Source organism: Erysipelatoclostridium sp. MSK.7.34 (assembly GCF_019041935.1).
GTDB lineage: Bacteria > Bacillota_I > Bacilli_A > Erysipelotrichales > Coprobacillaceae > Thomasclavelia > Thomasclavelia ramosa.
Genome location: NZ_JAHPYJ010000022.1, coordinates 46,806 through 62,417, shown reverse-complemented (window position 1 = coordinate 62,417; position 15,612 = coordinate 46,806). Strand labels below are relative to the sequence as shown.

Here is a 15,612-nt window from a genome sequence, read left to right as displayed (position 1 = left end):
CGATCGTATCATCAGGATGAAAAGCCCGGTTAGCAAGTTTATATGGCTCAGATACACGCATTACATGATCAACTGCTTCATCTACTTCAATTGCTTTAGGATCAATTTGAGTTGTATCCCCAATAATTCCGATAACTGATTGACCAGTTCCATTTACAACACTAACATTTAACCCCTTGTCAGTAACCATTTTTGATACTTTTTCGACATCTTTTTCTGTCGCTGTCATTTTCATTACAATAATCATTTTTCTATCCCCTTTTGTTTTATTTCAACTCTGTATATAAATAAAAAACTCTCTTCCTATAAAAGGACGAGAGCTTATGCTTCGTGATACCACCTTAATTTATTAATGTATTGCTACACTAACCTCATCGAGTACGCTAATCAAATAGTTCATACTCTTACACGTTAACGGGTGTTGCCGGAGAGACCTACTACTAACGATTCAGTCCTCTACTCCAAGATGAATTCAATATTCTCTAATAGACTCTTTTACACCAGCCAAGAGCTCTCTAAACTATTTTGAATACTTACTATTTCTTTTCACAGTATTTATATCAGATGTTGTTGAAAACATTGTATACAATAGAATGAATAATGTCAATCTTTTTTAATAAAAAGTTTTTTTATTTCTATTTTATAGTCCATATAAGTCTACATAATTCTGGCGGTCACAATAGTTTAAGTACGTTATAATCTTGTTAAAAGGAGGCGTATTATGGAAAATATTGATATAGCATTAATTGGTAAATATATAAAAAGTACTCGCCTTTCAAAAGGCTGGTCGCAATCCAAATTAGAAAAAATAACCGGTTTATCAGCATCCTCCATTAGTAATATCGAATTAGGAAATCGTGGCGTTTCTTATAATATTTCTTTACCATCACTTGTTAAAATAGCTCACGCTTTTGAAATGAGTTTAGTTGATCTATTAAGTCAATCTGGCTATTTAAGCGCAATCGGTGACGAATGTTATGAAGCTGAAAAATCTCAAATATATATTCATAATTATGAATTAATCAATATTTATCATCGTCTCACACCGATTCAGCAGCAAGAATTTGTTCAAGAAATAAAGAAATTAGTTAGCCAGTCTGATCTAGCCAAGCAACAAAAGATGTTTCGAAAAAAACCTTAACGATAATTTTATTTATCTGTTAAGGTTTTATTATTCCTCATTAAAACAAATCAATGTATTTTTGCCTGATAATTTTGCTTGATACATTGTTTCGTCAGCTCGGACATAAATATCATCAAAGGTTTTATCCGTTGAATATATTTTAGTAACTCCCATACTAACAGATACTGGTACTTTTAGTTTTAGCTCTCGAGCAATATTATGAATCTCTTGATGCATTGTTTGTAATCTTGCTCGAATCGTATCTTGCTGCATAAGCCCAAGAAACATCAAGAAAAATTCATCACCCCCAAGACGCGCAGCAATATCATCACTGCGACAATATTTTTGAAATAATTCACCTATTTTAATCAAAACTTGATCACCAATATAATGACCATGTAGATCATTTATTTCTTTAAAGTTATCAACATCAATTACTACTCCTGTTACATTTTCCAATCCTTCATCTAACACTTGATTAACAATTGTTTCACATGCAAAACGATTTAGCAAACCTGTCATATGATCATAATGTGCCTTATTTTTTAATTTTTCTTCATACTCTTTGCGTCTTGATTCCCGCTCTTTTTCCGACTGGATATTTTTCATTGTTCCAACGATTCTAACTAAATCGTGATAAGTATTATAAATTCCTTTCGCACGAAAATGACACCAGCATTTACTTTTATCGATTAAATCAACTTCTAGATCATTATCAAGATGATGATTATTTTGGTAAAAATGTTCTAAAATTAATCGTTTGTTTATTCTCCAAATATTATACCAGTTTTCTTGATCATTTTTATCATCAACATCACTTCCATAAAACATCAAACTATCATATCCAATTTCATAATCAAAAAAGCATTCTTGAACAAACTCAGTAAAAATCTGATACCGTTGAATTTCTTGTTCTAGGCGCTCATTAGCTTCTACTAATGGCGTAATATCAGTATAAACCATATACATTATAGGGTCTTTATCCTCATATAATTCATCTAAAAAAATTCCTTTAGCTTGCACCCAAGCTTCTTTACCCTTTGAACATTTTAAACGATATTTCAAACTAAATGGCTCTTTAGAATTAACATACTTGCCGATTTCTTGATATACATATTCACGATCATCGTCATGAATAAACTGACTGCTCGAAAAATATCTTTCACCACTGCCAATAAAATCAACTCCAATCAATTTAGAAATTCCCTCACTACAATATATTACTGTAAACTGTGGATCATAAACAATTTTTCCAACTGCTCCAATTGAAATAGAAATCAATTGTTCGAATTCAGTCATATTTGTTTTTGCCAAATCCCTAAATAAAAATAATTCTTCTCTGGTTCTACTATTATTCATCTTATTTCACTACTTTCTTCATTACCTATCCATCAAATCATCCTAGTATTTTTCAACATCGTGACGTTTTGGAATTGCATTTGCAGCGCCAGCTTTCATGACTGCTAATGCAGCGGCATTAGTAGCAAAAGTCAATGCTTCAATTGCACTTTTACCTTCAATTACAGCAGCTATATAATATCCTGTAAAAGTATCTCCAGCTCCAGTTGTATCTACCGCTTTGACCGTTCGTGCGGGTTGATACACGCGCTGCTCCTTATCTTGAAAATATACTCCATCTTGTCCCAGAGTTAAAACAACTTTAGCCTGTGGATAAAGATTTTTCATTCTTGTTAAAATACACTCGGGGTCATAACATCCAGTAATTTGGGCACCTTCAACTTCATTCATTAAAAAAGTATTGACTAATGATAAATCACATTTATCAATATACTCATCGTATGGTGAAGGATTTAAAAAAATATTCATCCCTTTCTTTTTACCTTCAATAATTAAATAATCGATTAAATTGACTTCATTTTGCAGTAATAATATATCCCCTTTACTAAATTCAGTCAGAACTTTGTCAATCCAAGCTTTATCTAAACTTCGATTAGCTCCAGGATACAAAATAATACTATTTTGTCCTTGCGAAGTTACTTGAATAATAGCATTACCGGTAGGTATCACGCCAGTTTCAATAAAAGTAGAATTCACTCCACTATCATTGCAAAGTTCAATCAAAAACTGTCCATCAATCCCGATTTTACCAGCATGATATACCTCTATCCCTGCTCGAGCTATAGCAATTGACTGATTCAAACCTTTTCCACCAGCATATACGCTCATTTATTTAGATGTAATTGTCTCTCCTGGGGCAACAATTCGTTCTAACTGATATGTATGGTCAATATTTAACGATCCAACATTTAATACTTTCATAATTATTTATCCCTCTTTCACTGTCAGCCTAATAGTATCATATTTAAATCACATTTCCAAACAACTTTAAAAAATAACCTATTAAACCAAAAAACGACAAAAATCACTGTCATATGATGTAATAATAAAGATGTAGAAGTTATCCAATTCAATTGGCCAATTAATTAGATGACTAGTGTTATTGTATAAAACATAGTGCACTTATATACATATTTATAAAAAAAAGCCAATACAGCAGTATCGGCTATTATTTCAATGGTACCCGAGGTCGGACTCGAACCGACATGGTATAAACCAAACGATTTTGAGTCGTTCATGTCTACCAATTTCATCACTCGGGCAAAATAAATTTATGCTATATATAAATATGACATTCTGGCAAAATTGTCATTTCACATATAACCATGTGCCTACAACGGCAACTAACAGAATTAATTATAAAGAATTCTTTTAATAAAAGCAATACTAAATTTAAATGAATTTAACAAAAAAATATTTTTATTAAATTCAAGTAAAAAAACTGTCTCTATATCAACACTTTTTACGTCATAGAAAAAAATTTTAATCAAACTTATTCTTCACTTGTTTTAGTAATTTTAGAATATCTATTGACGAATGAATAAAAATAACGTATTTTTAGTATAAAATATAGGGATGAACAAAATTATGGACAAAGGAAGTAATATTATGGAATATGAAAACATTATTAGCGAATTAAATGAAATTACTACTTCATTAGACGCTACAACAGAAACATTAGTCGGTTTACAAGAAAACGCTAAACACGAAGAAGCAATAAAGAAAATTGATGTTGATTTATATCTTGAAGCCCCAATTCAAGAATTAAGCCGTTTAGCAAATCGACTGGCTGAATTAAGTCATATTATTAATGAAAAATAATTAAAGACAAGCGATGCTTGTCTTTTTATTTATAATTCTTGTATAATAAAAAAGAGGTGAACTATGAACAAACTATTTGAACAACGAATGCAAAAGCTTTTACAGAATGACTATCCTGCATTTGAATCCGCATTAAATCAAAAACCTATTAAAAGTTTTTATTTAAATCCCCTAAAGCATGGAAGTATTGAACATTTAAATTCAGCATTTTTAACCAAACATCCCTACATCAATGATGCTTATTTTTATGATTATGAAAATTATCAGTTAGGAAAACATCCTTATTTTAACTGTGGTTTATATTACATTCAAGAACCAAGTGCTATGGCAGTAGCTAACTGCCTTGACTTTGATCATGACGATTATGTATTAGATATGTGTGCCGCGCCTGGTGGAAAGACATGCTTTACAGCTAGTAAGTTAAGTAGTGCTGGTTTAATGATTGCTAATGACATCAATAAACTTAGAGCTGGTATTTTATCTGAAAATGTTGAACGTTTTGGTCTTCAAAATACAATTGTAACTAATAGCGACCCAGTTAAACTAGAAAAGTATTTTAATAATTTTTTTGATAAGATCATCCTTGATGCTCCTTGCTCAGGCGAAGGAATGTTTCGTAAACTTGATCAAGCAGTAGAGACCTGGTCAATTGAAAAAGTAAATGAGTGTGCTTATATTCAAAGAAATTTAATTAACAGCGCTTATCAAATGCTTAAAGATGAAGGTATTCTAATTTACTCCACTTGTACCTATTCGCTTGAAGAAAATGAAGATCAAGTTAAATATATGACCAATGATTTACAAATGGAGTTATTAGAAATAAAAAAACAGCCAGGAATGGCTTCTGGTTATCAGAATGATAAAGTTGTCCGAATGTATCCTCATCTTAATAAAGGTGAGGGGCAATTTATTGCTCTTTTGAAAAAACATACTAATGGTTCAACAAAAAAAATAAATTTCTTAAAACCGAATGTTACTAAAGATCAATTAAATCTTGTTACTAAATTTTATCACAATAACTTAAACCTTCCAGTCCCCCAATATTTATATAATTCTAATAACCATATTTATGCAATTTTACCGCAATTCCCAGATCTAAAGGGGACAAAAGTCTTACGTAATGGTTTATATTTAGGAGAATGTAAAAAAGGGCGTTTTGAACCAAGTCATTCTCTGGCTCTTTCTTTAAAAAAAGAAGATGTTAAACGCTATTATAACTTTAAAGCTGATGATTTAAATATTTCCAAATATCTTCACGGAGAAACTCTAATCGGTAATAACCAAAAAGGTTATGGTTTGATTCTTGTCGATGGTTATCCATTAGCATTTTACAAAGAAAGTAACAATCAAGTAAAAAATCTTTTTCCAAAGGGGTTAAGACGATGAGAAGATATGAGATAATCAAGGACGAAGTTTATCAAATTTTAAACACTAATTGCTTTGGTAATAAGCGTAAACATGGTTTAGAACACCTATTTAGCGTTGCTGCAATGATGAAATATCTAGCAATCCAAAATAACCTAAATATAGAAATTGCTGCAACAATCGGCATTTTACATGATCTTGCTACATATAAATTGAATTCTAGCTTTGATCACGCTAATCGTAGTAGTTTAATTGCCTCAGAACTATTAAAAAAAGATGAACTCTTTTCAGCAAATGAAATAGATACTATTGTAACAGCAATAAAAAATCATTCAAATAAAGAAAGAATTGATGATAAATATAGCGAATTAATAAAAAATGCTGACCTTTTAATCCAATACCTTAATGATCCTGAGGCCCTTTTAACCAGTGAAAAACAGAAAAGAATTAATCGTCTTATAGAAAGCAAATAGTAATTGCTTTCTTTTTTGTGCCTACAATAGATAAAAGGAGAATCAGTTCCATAGAAAATAAAAGTATTAATTTAATCCGCCGACCCATAGCAATTAAAGTAATTGTTATTCATAGCAAATTATTCAAACCACTTAATTTTAATCTATATATCCTTATTAACAACGGTTTATGCCGCCTAGCTGTGCCTCTTTCTTTATTACTTTAGGTTATTTTTTCTATCATAAATTAGTAAATTATCGATGTACTACTAAATATTTTCCCCTTGGTTATCCCTATTCTTTATTATGCCCCATTCAAATTCCTTGCAGCATTGATTAGTTATCTATTTGTAAGTAATTTCCTTATAAATAAAAATGCTTAGTTTATTCAATCAATCTCCGATCGTTAGTTATCGAATCTAACTTTAGGCGATATCTCATCTTTACTAAGCTTTTTTTAAATTGTCTTTAATATATCAATATTATCTTGGATATGTCTAGCCATCGCTTTACTAGCTCCTTCTTTATCTTTATTAGCAACAGCTTCAACAATCAAACGATGTGTAATAATTGTTTCTTGGACAAGGGATTTATCAGTTACATCGATAGCTTGTTCAATCGCTCCAGCAATAATTGGAATTAATTTTCCAATAACCCGATTACCGCTAACCCGAGCTAATAAAGTATGAAATTCAATATCTTGTACAGTATAATCTTTATTTTTGTTAATTAAGCTTTCAATTTCATCAGCTAAGTCTGATAATTCCTTAAGTTGTTTTGCACTAATATTATCAATTGTTTTAATAATCATTTGCGGTTCTATCAACAATCGGACCTCCAAAGCATCCATTAAAACTTTAGTTTTATCAGTTTCAAAAGTAAACCCCAGTGGATCATCACTGATTCCTGGCTGATCAGCCACAAAAGTTCCAATCCCACGTTTAATTATTACGACTCCTTTTGAATTTAGACTTTTAATCGCTTCACGGATCGTTCCACGTCCAACTTTAAGTTTATTCATTAAGTCAACTTCATTAGGTAATTGATCACCTGGTTGAAGACCATTTTCGTTTATATAGCCAATAATTTGCTCTACTGCCAACTCTGGCAGCGTTTTTTTACTTCCTAATTTTTTCATTTTCTCGCCTCGCCTATAAATTCTTACACATTTTATTATTTTTGTCAATTTTAATTAACGCTATTGACAAACATCATCAAGCCTTTTAGAATTAAATTATATTTAAGACGTCATACGTCATAGGAGGATAAAATGAAATCACAAGAATTACGTAAAATTGCACCTGAAATTGATCCACTAAGGATTGGTACTGGATGGAGTGTTGCCGATCTAAGCAAACCTCAAATTATGATTGAAAGTACTTACGGTGACTCCCACCCCGGAAGTGTTGGTCTTTTAGATCTAGTCTATGAGGTTGAAAAAGGGATCAATGATCATGGTGCTAAAGCCTCAAAATTTTTCACTACCGATATTTGTGATGGTGAGGCACAAGGGCATGACGGTATCAATTATTCTCTAGCATCTAGAGATATGATTGCTGGTATGATTGAAATTCACAATAATGCAACTCCCTTTGATGGCAGTGTTTTTGTTGCAAGTTGTGATAAAGGTATGCCCGCTCACTTAATGGGAGCCGGAAGAATTAACAATCCTTGTATCTTTGTAACTGGAGGTGTAATGGAAGCTGGTCCAGATATGCTAACCTTAGAACAAATCGGAAAATATAGTGCCATGTATTTACGTGGCGAAATCTCCAAAGAGCAATTTGAGTATTATCAGCATCATGCCTGTCCAAGCTGTGGAGCTTGTAGTTTCATGGGGACTGCTTCAACAATGCAGATTATGACCGAAGCATTAGGATTGATGTTACCTGGTACAGCATTAATGCCAGCTACTTGTAAAGATTTAAAAGAGCAGGCCTATAAAGCAGGAAAACAAATAATTAAATTAGCCAAAATGGATTTAACAGCTCGCGATATTGTCACCATGAAATCATTTGAAAATGCAATTATGGTTCATGCAGCAATTTCTGGAAGTACTAATTCACTGTTACACTTACCAGCTATTGCAAGTGAGTTTGGAATTGATCTAAATGCTGATTTATTTGATCAGATGCATCAAAATGCACATTATCTTCTTGATATTCGTCCTGCAGGAAAATACCCGGCTGAATATTTTTACTATGCGGGTGGTGTTCCAGCGGTCATGGAAGCAATTAAAGAGAATCTTAATTTAGATGTAATGACAGTTACTGGTAAAACTTTAGGTGAAAATTTGGAAGAATTAAAAAATAATGGTTACTATGAAAATTGCCAAACATTTTTGGATAAGATCAATCTAAAAAGCACTGATATTATTAGACCATATGATGATCCCATTGGAAAAGATGGAACAATTGCCATTTTAAAAGGGAATTTAGCACCAGATGGAGCAGTAATCAAACATTCAGCATGTCCTCAAGAAATGATGCAAGCTGTTCTTAGGGCCCGCCCATTTGATAGCGAAGAGGCAGCCATTGACGCGATCATCAAAAAACAAATCAAACCCGGTGATGCAGTATTTATTCGTTACGAAGGACCTAAAGGTAGTGGAATGCCTGAAATGTTCTATACTGGTGAAGCCATTAGTTCTGATCAGGAACTAGCCAAGAGTATTGCACTAATTACTGATGGACGTTTTTCTGGAGCTAGCAAAGGACCAGTTATTGGTCATGTCTCACCAGAAGCTAGTGAGGGAGGACCAATTGCTTTAATCGAGGAAAATGACTTGATCAAAATTGATGTTCCTCAACGTCGATTAGAAATTATTGGAATTGAAGGAAAACAACGTACCTCACAAGAAATTACAAAAATATTAAAGGAGCGCCATGCTAAATGGAAGCCAAAAGAACCAAAATATAAAAATGGAATTTTATCAATCTACACAAAACTTGCTACTTCACCAATGAATGGCGGAAAAATGAAAGGATAATAACATGAATAAAATAATCAACGATATATCATTATATGGTATAGTTCCAGTAATTAAAATAGAGTGTTTAGAAGATGCTCCATATCTTGCCAAAGCTTTATGCGAAGGCGGTCTACCAGTTGCTGAGGTAACTTTCCGAACTGCATGTGCCAAAGAAGCAATTATAGCTATGAAGAAAGCTTGTCCACAAATGATTATTGGTGCTGGTACAGTTTTAAATCCAGCACAAGTAAATTCAGCAATTGAAGCTGGTAGTGAATTTATTGTTTCACCCGGTCTTAATCCCAAGACCGTTCAATATTGCCTTGATAAAGATATTCCTATTTTACCTGGTTGTGCCAACCCAAGTGATATGGAGCAGGCGATTGAATTAGGCCTAGATGTAGTAAAATTCTTTCCAGCTCAAGCAAATGGTGGGCTTCCCGCAATCAAGGCAATGTCAGCGCCATATTGCAACTTAAAATTCATGCCAACCGGCGGAATAAACACTAGTAATTTAACTGAATATTTAGCATTTGATAAAATTATTGCTTGTGGCGGGACTTGGATGGTCAGCGATGAATTAATTAAAGAACATAAATGGGATGAAATTACTGCTATTACTAAACAAGCAGTTAAAACCATGCTAGATATTAAATTTCATCATGTTGGAATCGGAGCTGGTGATCGAGGTGCTCAATTAGCGGCTCTAATCAATAGTCCTCATCAAAAAAATCTTTCTATTTCAAGAATGGTAGATGAAATAGAATTTATGTTTGATACGCCTAGTGGTTCCCTCCACCACCTATGTTTGTCAACCAAGAGTATTGAACGGGCAATATTCTTTCTAGAAAAACAAGGTTATACTTTTGATATGCAAACTGCTCGTTACAACCATAAAAATAAAATCGAATTTATCTATTTTAATGAACTAATAAGCGGTTGTAAATGTCATTTATGTCTGGAGGGATAAAATGAAAAAAATATTACTATTTGGAGAGCCAATGGCTCTGCTTACAACAACATCGTATGATTCATTAGATGAAGCCGAGATGTTTAAAAAGACACTAGCTGGAGCCGAGGTTAATGTTGCTATCGGATTAACAAGACTAGGGCATCAAGCTACGTATTTAACTGTTTTAGGTGATGATCCATGGGGTCATTACATTAAAAAAAAGCTTTATCAAGAAGGAATTGATACAAGATTAGTTTACTATAATAGTCTTTTTCCAACTGGAATGATGATGAAAAATCAAGTTATTGAGGGTGATCCTGATATTTACTATTATCGTCAAGGTTCTGCTTTTTCGAATATTGACACTAATCTAATTGATCAAATCAATTTAAATGACTTTGACCAATTACATATTACAGGTATCCCCCTAGCACTGTCTTCTAAAACTCGAGAAACTAGTTTAAGGCTTGTAAAAAAAGCTCGTGAAGCCGGTCTTTATATTTCATTTGATCCGAACTTAAGACCATCTCTTTGGCCTAATCAAACAACAATGATCGATACCACTAATGAAATGGCCAAATATTGTAATATGTTCTTACCAGGCAATAACGAAGGAAAAATTCTCATGGGCAGTGATGATCCTGAAAAAATCGCTGTATATTATCACCAGCTAGGCTGTGATGAACTCGTAATAAAGCTTGGTTCCCAAGGTGCTTATTACAGCAGTAAAAATGAAACTTTAACAGTTCCTGGATTTAATGTAAAAAAAGTGATTGATACAGTTGGTGCTGGAGATGGCTTTGCAGCAGGAATTATTTCAGGTCATTTGGAAGCATTATGTAGTAAAGATATGTTGATTCGTGCGAATGCAATTGGCGCGATTCAAGTTCAAACACTTGGAGATAACGAAGGCTTACCAAATATTGAAGAATTAAATGCCTATTTAAAAAAGTCAAATTGTGAAGCAAACCCCGAAAGCTGGATATAACCAACTTTTGGGTTTTTATTATAGCAAAGCCAACAACAGAGCAAAAAATTGGTATCTATATTAAACAAATACAAGGAATATTACTTATTTCATTATCAAAAGGGTATAAGCTAGGAAAGCACAATGTGCATGATTTAAAGAAATTTCATGTTTATGAAGGATTAAAAGAATCCATTAATTCCTATATAAATTTCTACAATAACAAAAGTTACAAGAACGATTCAAAAATATAACACCACCAGAAGTACGCTTTATAGCTTTAGATACAGTCAAGGAACCAACTCAGTATCCTATAAAAGAAGATATACATATTCAAGAGTATTTCGATAATTTAAGAATTTTACACAATAATTATATACTGATATAAAAAAGACGTTTCACCAAATCAGTAAAACATCTCACACTTTTTATTTATTTCATTTGTCTACTTAACAAGAATCAATCCTTATTAATAATATAACTAACTTAGCGTCCAAAAAATTGTATTCACCTCATTAAGCGACTTTTAAAAATGCCAAAATAATTGGCGCAAGTTTTGCACTATTAATAATATAACTACTATGATTTTCATTAGGCAAGATCATTAGTTGACTTCCACTTATATTGTGAGCGAGATATAACGTATGAGATTCTTTGATCATATCATCACTTCCTACCAAAATTAGCGTCTTTGCAGTTATCTTAGCCAATTGATATTCATTAATATGTGGTTGTTCCAGCATCATTTTAATCTTTACATCTTTTTTTAAATAATACTGTATTTTCATCAAATAATAAGCCCAATTTTTTAAGCCATCAGGGTCAGCATTAGCACCACTAATCATTAAATATTTTATCAGTTTACTTTGGCTCGCTACTAATAATCCGACGATTCCCCCATCACTAAAACCATAATAGGCAACCTCCGATAATTTTAAGCTTTTAATAAACTCAATTATGTCCTCAGCCATTGATTGATAACTATATACAGCTACACTAGAACTTAAACCATGCCCGCGACTGTCAATACAATAACAAGTATAGTGATTTTTCAATTTGGCCACTAATGCATCAAAAATATGATGATCCTCACCGTTACCATGAACTAAAATAAGCGGCCGTCCCTGACCCGATATTTCATAAAATAACTCAATACCATTAACTAATATTTTCATAACTTATGCTCATTATAAAATTGCTTTAATTCTGCTTTCGTTTCATAATCTAATTGCGTTTTTTTAATTCCCTCAACTGCCCCCTCTAGTGCATATAAGCGATGAATACATGCAGATTCATCGATTTGCTGTATTTTTAACCATGCCTCTTTTGCTCCAACTTCTTTCAGTTTTATCGGATCATCAATTCCTACTTGTATCAGCTGTTGTGCTACTACCTTACCAATATTTGGTAAATCCTCCAATTTTCCCATATTATCATCTCCTACTCTTATTGTACTTCAAATAAAAAAACAAAGCATCTAAAAAGATACATTTCTATTTAATTCTTTAAATAAAAATGTATCGAATCATCTATTTTATTATTTTTTTCGATAGAGTAAAAATGAATACACTGAAGGGATTATTAAAATCGCTCCAACAAACAAAATTACTGCCCAAAAAGCCAGATCAAAGAAACTCATAATAATAATTAAAATACCCCCAAGGACCATTACATACCCAGCTAAACGATTTGTTTTATTCCAATTATCCTCGTCATTCAAAGTCCATGGTAATCGGTAGCCCATAGTAAAATTTTGACGACATTTAGGTAAATAATTCCCTAAAATAACAAATAATATTCCTAAAAATATTGGAACAACTATATTAATTGAGATTTCATATCCAAATACGATTGCATATGTTATTGCTTCTAAAACAATTGTTATCGTTGGAATTATCCAAACAACAATTTTTAACATCTTAGATGAATAATTCTTGTATTTAGGATCCATTTGCATCATAAACAAGCACAATAGTTGAATTCCACTCATCAATATCGGTAATAGAAAAACAAAAATCTCTTTACTAGCATAATTATCTATTTCACCTGCTATATTCCAATGAATTGGCATTTGTGCTGGTAAGCAATCATAAATAATTAGTCCAAATAGAATCGGCAGCAAACATACTCCGCATGTAATTAATGCCGTTTTAAGTTTCATCTTTAAATCCTCCAAATTGGCTAAGCCATAACATTACTTCTTCAAAAACAGAAGTATTAATTTCATAATAAATATAATTTTTGTATTTATTTTCAAAAATCAAATCTGCTTGTTTTAATTTTGATAAATGATAAGATACTGTTGCTTGAGTCATTTCAAAACATCCTGCAATTTCTCCTGCTGAGAGTTTACCATCTTTAAGTAACACCAATATTTCACGACGAACTGGATCTGAAAGTGCCTTAAATGTTTCTGCAAACCCCACAATCATCACTCCAATCTATTTAGAATATTTTCTAAATAGATTATAACATAAAACAAAGGATATTTCTATCCTTTGTCATTTTCTTTAATACATTTTTCAATCCGATCATGAACTAATTTAGCAATATCGTTAGTATGAAGATCTTTATATTCTTCATAATAAATTGGTTTTAAATAATGAATTTGAGCTGTTGTTTTTTTTATCGTATTATTATCAAATACTTTATAACAATCAATCAAAGCTACCGGCACAATTGGTGCTTTTGCTTTAGTCGCAATTTTAAAAGTTCCCCCTTTAAATTCTAAAATATTATTGCCGTCTCTACTTCTTGTCCCTTCTGGAAAAACAAAAAAGTTTTTTCCCGCCGCTACTTCATTAGCAACATATTTAATAATTTTTGCACTTTCTCGGACATTACTGCGATCCATCGGAATAAATTCCAGCATCTTAATAACATCCTTTACTAAAATGACTGATGCCAATTCTTTTTTTACGATTGCTCGAATTGGACGACTATGGGTTTGAAAAATTGCTAGCGGGTCAAACAATCCTTGATGATTAGGGGCAACAAAATAACCAGATTTCTTGGGTAAATTTTCTACCCCATAACACTCTAGCTCTACCCTTGCTTTGCGTGTTACAATTGCTACAACTTGATGTATAAACCCATAGCGTTCATCAGCAGAATATTTATCAATATGTTTATACTTATTGACTTTATATCCCCACCAATATGGTAACCGCCAAATAACACGAATAACAATCAATGCAATTCTCTTCATTTAATTATCCTCGCTTATATGTTTCTAATGTAAATGTCTCAAATGGTTTTTGAGCAACCAATTTGTAACCGTATTCATCAAAATTAGGAAAATATGTTTCACCTTCATGTTTTCCAGGAATCCTTGAGATTAACAACTGGTCTGCAATTGGTAAACACTGTTTATAAATTGAAGCTCCACCCGAAATAAATAAATCTTCACCACTACTACGGTATTCTTCTATTACTTCTTCTAATGAGCTTCTCACTTCTACTCGTTCATCTTCAAACGGTTCAAAACTAACAACAATAGTTTTACGATTAGGCAAAGGACGTCCGATTGCCTGATATGTAGTCAATCCCATCAAAATTGTTTTATTTAAAGTCGTTGCCTTAAAATGTTGTAAATCTTCCGGAACATTCCAAGGCATTCCATTTCGTGAATCCTTCTTTCCAATTAACAGATCCTCATCTGTTGCAACAATTATATTTATCATTATACACTTACCTTTCCAACTAATTTACCATGACTTTGGTAATCTTCTATCTTAATATCTTCAATCTTATAATCAAAAATTGATTTCACATCTGGATTTAATACTAATTTACATTTTGGTAATGGTTCTCTTGCAATTTGTTGTTTAACTACTTCAAAATGATCTTTATAAATATGAGCATCACCAATCGTATGGATAAATTCTTTTGCTTCATATCCACAAGTTCTCGCTAACATTTCCGTCATTAAAGCATACGAAGCAATATTAAACGGTACCCCTAAAAAAATATCCGCACTACGTTGATATAGTTGACAAGACAGATATTTTTTATCTGCACTAACATAAAACTGTAAAAATGCATGACATGGCGGCAGCGCCATATTATCTACTTGTGCTGGATTCCATGCACATATAATATGTCTTCTTGAAAAAGGATTGTTAGTCAGACTATCAACTAATTTTGCTAACTGATCAACCCCTTCATAATTAAAATCACGCCATTGAGCGCCATATACCGGCCCTAAATCACCATGTTTTTTTGCAAATTCATCATCTGTCTTAATTTTTTCTACAAACTCTTCAATTGTTTCACCATTAAAATCAGGTGATTTCTTAAAATCTTCATATGGCCATTCATTCCATATTTTGACATTGCGATCAACTAAATACTTGATATTTGTATCACCCTTAATAAACCACAATAATTCTTCAGCAATTGGCCGCAAAAACATTTTTTTAGTTGTCATCAACGGGAAACCATCTCTCAAATCATAACGAGTTTGATATCCAAAAACACTACGTGTTCCTGTTCCTGTTCGATCCTCGCGATTTTCTCCGTTTTCTAATACATATTTACACATATCTAGATATTGTTTCATTTTTTACACCTCAGCAACTATTGTACAATAAAATACCAGTT

17 protein-coding genes, 1 tRNA gene, 1 pseudogene and 1 other annotated feature are annotated in these 15,612 nt (G+C 32.3%); of the genes and pseudogenes, 7 read left to right on the top strand and 12 right to left on the bottom strand.

The features are described 5' to 3' along the window. Window positions 1-247, bottom strand: a pseudogene (locus KTF99_RS13350) (3-deoxy-7-phosphoheptulonate synthase); the annotation flags it as partial. Window positions 248-306: 59 nt separating this feature from the next. Further along, window positions 307-559 (bottom strand) — a binding site (T-box leader). Between the two features lie 162 nt (window positions 560-721). Between KTF99_RS13350 and KTF99_RS13345 the strand changes: the two are divergent. After that, the gene (locus KTF99_RS13345) at window positions 722-1,141 is read left to right on the top strand and encodes a helix-turn-helix domain-containing protein (RefSeq protein ID WP_003537960.1); all 420 of its coding nucleotides are present in this window, start codon (window positions 722-724) and stop codon (window positions 1,139-1,141) included. Between the two features lie 30 nt (window positions 1,142-1,171). Here KTF99_RS13345 and KTF99_RS13340 read toward each other — a convergent pair whose 3' ends face one another. From KTF99_RS13340 to KTF99_RS13330, 3 genes are all read right to left on the bottom strand, one after another. Next, the gene (locus tag KTF99_RS13340; protein ID WP_029481321.1) at window positions 1,172-2,482 is read right to left on the bottom strand and encodes a bifunctional diguanylate cyclase/phosphodiesterase; all 1,311 of its coding nucleotides are present in this window, start codon (window positions 2,480-2,482) and stop codon (window positions 1,172-1,174) included. A gap of 42 nt (window positions 2,483-2,524) precedes the next feature. Continuing rightward, window positions 2,525-3,310, bottom strand: a complete 786-nt coding sequence (locus KTF99_RS13335) for a ribokinase (RefSeq protein WP_254210176.1) — start codon at window positions 3,308-3,310, stop codon at window positions 2,525-2,527. 349 nt (window positions 3,311-3,659) lie between these two features. Beyond that, a tRNA-Leu gene (locus KTF99_RS13330) sits at window positions 3,660-3,744 on the bottom strand. A gap of 325 nt (window positions 3,745-4,069) precedes the next feature. Here KTF99_RS13330 and KTF99_RS13325 point away from each other — a divergent pair. The 3 genes from KTF99_RS13325 (at window position 4,070) to KTF99_RS13315 (ending at window position 6,141) form a co-directional block, all read left to right on the top strand. Beyond that, on the top strand, window positions 4,070-4,303 hold the full coding sequence (locus tag KTF99_RS13325) for a hypothetical protein (protein ID WP_008793004.1): 234 nt from the start codon (window positions 4,070-4,072) through the stop codon (window positions 4,301-4,303). 63 nt (window positions 4,304-4,366) lie between these two features. Beyond that, complete coding sequence (locus KTF99_RS13320) at window positions 4,367-5,689, top strand: RsmF rRNA methyltransferase first C-terminal domain-containing protein (protein WP_003537953.1); 1,323 nt, start codon at window positions 4,367-4,369, stop codon at window positions 5,687-5,689. Beyond that, a complete protein-coding gene (locus KTF99_RS13315) occupies window positions 5,686-6,141 on the top strand; it encodes an HD domain-containing protein (protein ID WP_003537952.1) in 456 nt (151 codons plus the stop codon). Before KTF99_RS13320 ends, KTF99_RS13315 begins: the two co-directional genes overlap by 4 nt. Window positions 6,142-6,577: 436 nt before the next feature. On the opposite strand, the gene KTF99_RS13310 is transcribed toward KTF99_RS13315, so the two are convergent. After that, window positions 6,578-7,258, bottom strand: a complete 681-nt coding sequence (locus KTF99_RS13310) for a FadR/GntR family transcriptional regulator (RefSeq protein WP_003537951.1) — start codon at window positions 7,256-7,258, stop codon at window positions 6,578-6,580. A gap of 132 nt (window positions 7,259-7,390) precedes the next feature. Here KTF99_RS13310 and ilvD point away from each other — a divergent pair, with 132 nt between their 5' ends. From ilvD to KTF99_RS13295, 3 genes are read left to right on the top strand one after another with little or no spacing between them, the layout of a single operon-like run. Further along, complete coding sequence (ilvD, locus tag KTF99_RS13305; protein ID WP_003537950.1) at window positions 7,391-9,109, top strand: dihydroxy-acid dehydratase; 1,719 nt, start codon at window positions 7,391-7,393, stop codon at window positions 9,107-9,109. 4 nt (window positions 9,110-9,113) lie between these two features. Next, a complete protein-coding gene (gene eda / locus KTF99_RS13300; RefSeq protein WP_003537949.1) occupies window positions 9,114-10,061 on the top strand; it encodes a bifunctional 4-hydroxy-2-oxoglutarate aldolase/2-dehydro-3-deoxy-phosphogluconate aldolase in 948 nt (315 codons plus the stop codon). Between the two features lies 1 nt (window position 10,062). Next, complete coding sequence (locus KTF99_RS13295) at window positions 10,063-11,031, top strand: sugar kinase (RefSeq protein ID WP_118143518.1); 969 nt, start codon at window positions 10,063-10,065, stop codon at window positions 11,029-11,031. A gap of 494 nt (window positions 11,032-11,525) precedes the next feature. Here the strand turns inward: KTF99_RS13295 and KTF99_RS13290 are convergent, their stop codons facing one another. The 7 genes from KTF99_RS13290 to KTF99_RS13260 form a co-directional block, all read right to left on the bottom strand. Beyond that, window positions 11,526-12,185 (bottom strand): alpha/beta fold hydrolase, encoded by a 660-nt coding sequence (locus KTF99_RS13290; protein ID WP_009300783.1) that lies wholly within the window; start codon window positions 12,183-12,185, stop codon window positions 11,526-11,528. Further along, window positions 12,182-12,439: a TfoX/Sxy family protein gene (locus KTF99_RS13285; protein WP_003537944.1), complete on the bottom strand. Its 258-nt coding sequence runs from the start codon at window positions 12,437-12,439 to the stop codon at window positions 12,182-12,184. The genes KTF99_RS13290 and KTF99_RS13285 overlap by 4 nt, the downstream gene beginning before the upstream one ends. A gap of 108 nt (window positions 12,440-12,547) precedes the next feature. Then, window positions 12,548-13,171 carry an SdpI family protein gene (locus KTF99_RS13280; RefSeq protein ID WP_003537943.1) on the bottom strand — a complete coding sequence of 208 codons (624 nt, stop codon included), beginning with the start codon at window positions 13,169-13,171 and terminating at the stop codon, window positions 12,548-12,550. Beyond that, window positions 13,161-13,442 (bottom strand): autorepressor SdpR family transcription factor, encoded by a 282-nt coding sequence (locus KTF99_RS13275; RefSeq protein ID WP_003537942.1) that lies wholly within the window; start codon window positions 13,440-13,442, stop codon window positions 13,161-13,163. The genes KTF99_RS13280 and KTF99_RS13275 overlap by 11 nt, the downstream gene beginning before the upstream one ends. Window positions 13,443-13,501: 59 nt before the next feature. Beyond that, window positions 13,502-14,218, bottom strand: a complete 717-nt coding sequence (locus KTF99_RS13270) for a lysophospholipid acyltransferase family protein (protein ID WP_008792999.1) — start codon at window positions 14,216-14,218, stop codon at window positions 13,502-13,504. Between the two features lie 4 nt (window positions 14,219-14,222). Next, window positions 14,223-14,693 (bottom strand): dihydrofolate reductase, encoded by a 471-nt coding sequence (locus KTF99_RS13265; protein WP_003537940.1) that lies wholly within the window; start codon window positions 14,691-14,693, stop codon window positions 14,223-14,225. Further along, a complete protein-coding gene (locus tag KTF99_RS13260; protein WP_003537939.1) occupies window positions 14,693-15,571 on the bottom strand; it encodes a thymidylate synthase in 879 nt (292 codons plus the stop codon). The genes KTF99_RS13265 and KTF99_RS13260 overlap by 1 nt, the downstream gene beginning before the upstream one ends. Window positions 15,572-15,612 lie beyond the last annotated feature (41 nt).

Coding starts and splice junctions, on each gene's coding strand:
- KTF99_RS13320 (WP_003537953.1), top strand. CDS start 4,367: ATGAACAAACTATTTGAACAACGAATGCAAAAGCTTTTACAGAATGAC.
- KTF99_RS13295 (WP_118143518.1), top strand. CDS start 10,063: ATGAAAAAAATATTACTATTTGGAGAGCCAATGGCTCTGCTTACAACA.
- KTF99_RS13280 (WP_003537943.1), bottom strand. CDS start 13,171: ATGAAACTTAAAACGGCATTAATTACATGCGGAGTATGTTTGCTGCCG.
- KTF99_RS13275 (WP_003537942.1), bottom strand. CDS start 13,442: ATGATTGTGGGGTTTGCAGAAACATTTAAGGCACTTTCAGATCCAGTT.
- KTF99_RS13265 (WP_003537940.1), bottom strand. CDS start 14,693: ATGATAAATATAATTGTTGCAACAGATGAGGATCTGTTAATTGGAAAG.
- KTF99_RS13340 (WP_029481321.1), bottom strand. CDS start 2,482: ATGAATAATAGTAGAACCAGAGAAGAATTATTTTTATTTAGGGATTTG.
- KTF99_RS13325 (WP_008793004.1), top strand. CDS start 4,070: ATGGACAAAGGAAGTAATATTATGGAATATGAAAACATTATTAGCGAA.
- eda (WP_003537949.1), top strand. CDS start 9,114: ATGAATAAAATAATCAACGATATATCATTATATGGTATAGTTCCAGTA.
- KTF99_RS13270 (WP_008792999.1), bottom strand. CDS start 14,218: ATGAAGAGAATTGCATTGATTGTTATTCGTGTTATTTGGCGGTTACCA.
- KTF99_RS13310 (WP_003537951.1), bottom strand. CDS start 7,258: ATGAAAAAATTAGGAAGTAAAAAAACGCTGCCAGAGTTGGCAGTAGAG.
- KTF99_RS13315 (WP_003537952.1), top strand. CDS start 5,686: ATGAGAAGATATGAGATAATCAAGGACGAAGTTTATCAAATTTTAAAC.
- KTF99_RS13290 (WP_009300783.1), bottom strand. CDS start 12,185: ATGAAAATATTAGTTAATGGTATTGAGTTATTTTATGAAATATCGGGT.
- KTF99_RS13285 (WP_003537944.1), bottom strand. CDS start 12,439: ATGGGAAAATTGGAGGATTTACCAAATATTGGTAAGGTAGTAGCACAA.
- ilvD (WP_003537950.1), top strand. CDS start 7,391: ATGAAATCACAAGAATTACGTAAAATTGCACCTGAAATTGATCCACTA.
- KTF99_RS13345 (WP_003537960.1), top strand. CDS start 722: ATGGAAAATATTGATATAGCATTAATTGGTAAATATATAAAAAGTACT.
- KTF99_RS13260 (WP_003537939.1), bottom strand. CDS start 15,571: ATGAAACAATATCTAGATATGTGTAAATATGTATTAGAAAACGGAGAA.
- KTF99_RS13335 (WP_254210176.1), bottom strand. CDS start 3,310: ATGAGCGTATATGCTGGTGGAAAAGGTTTGAATCAGTCAATTGCTATA.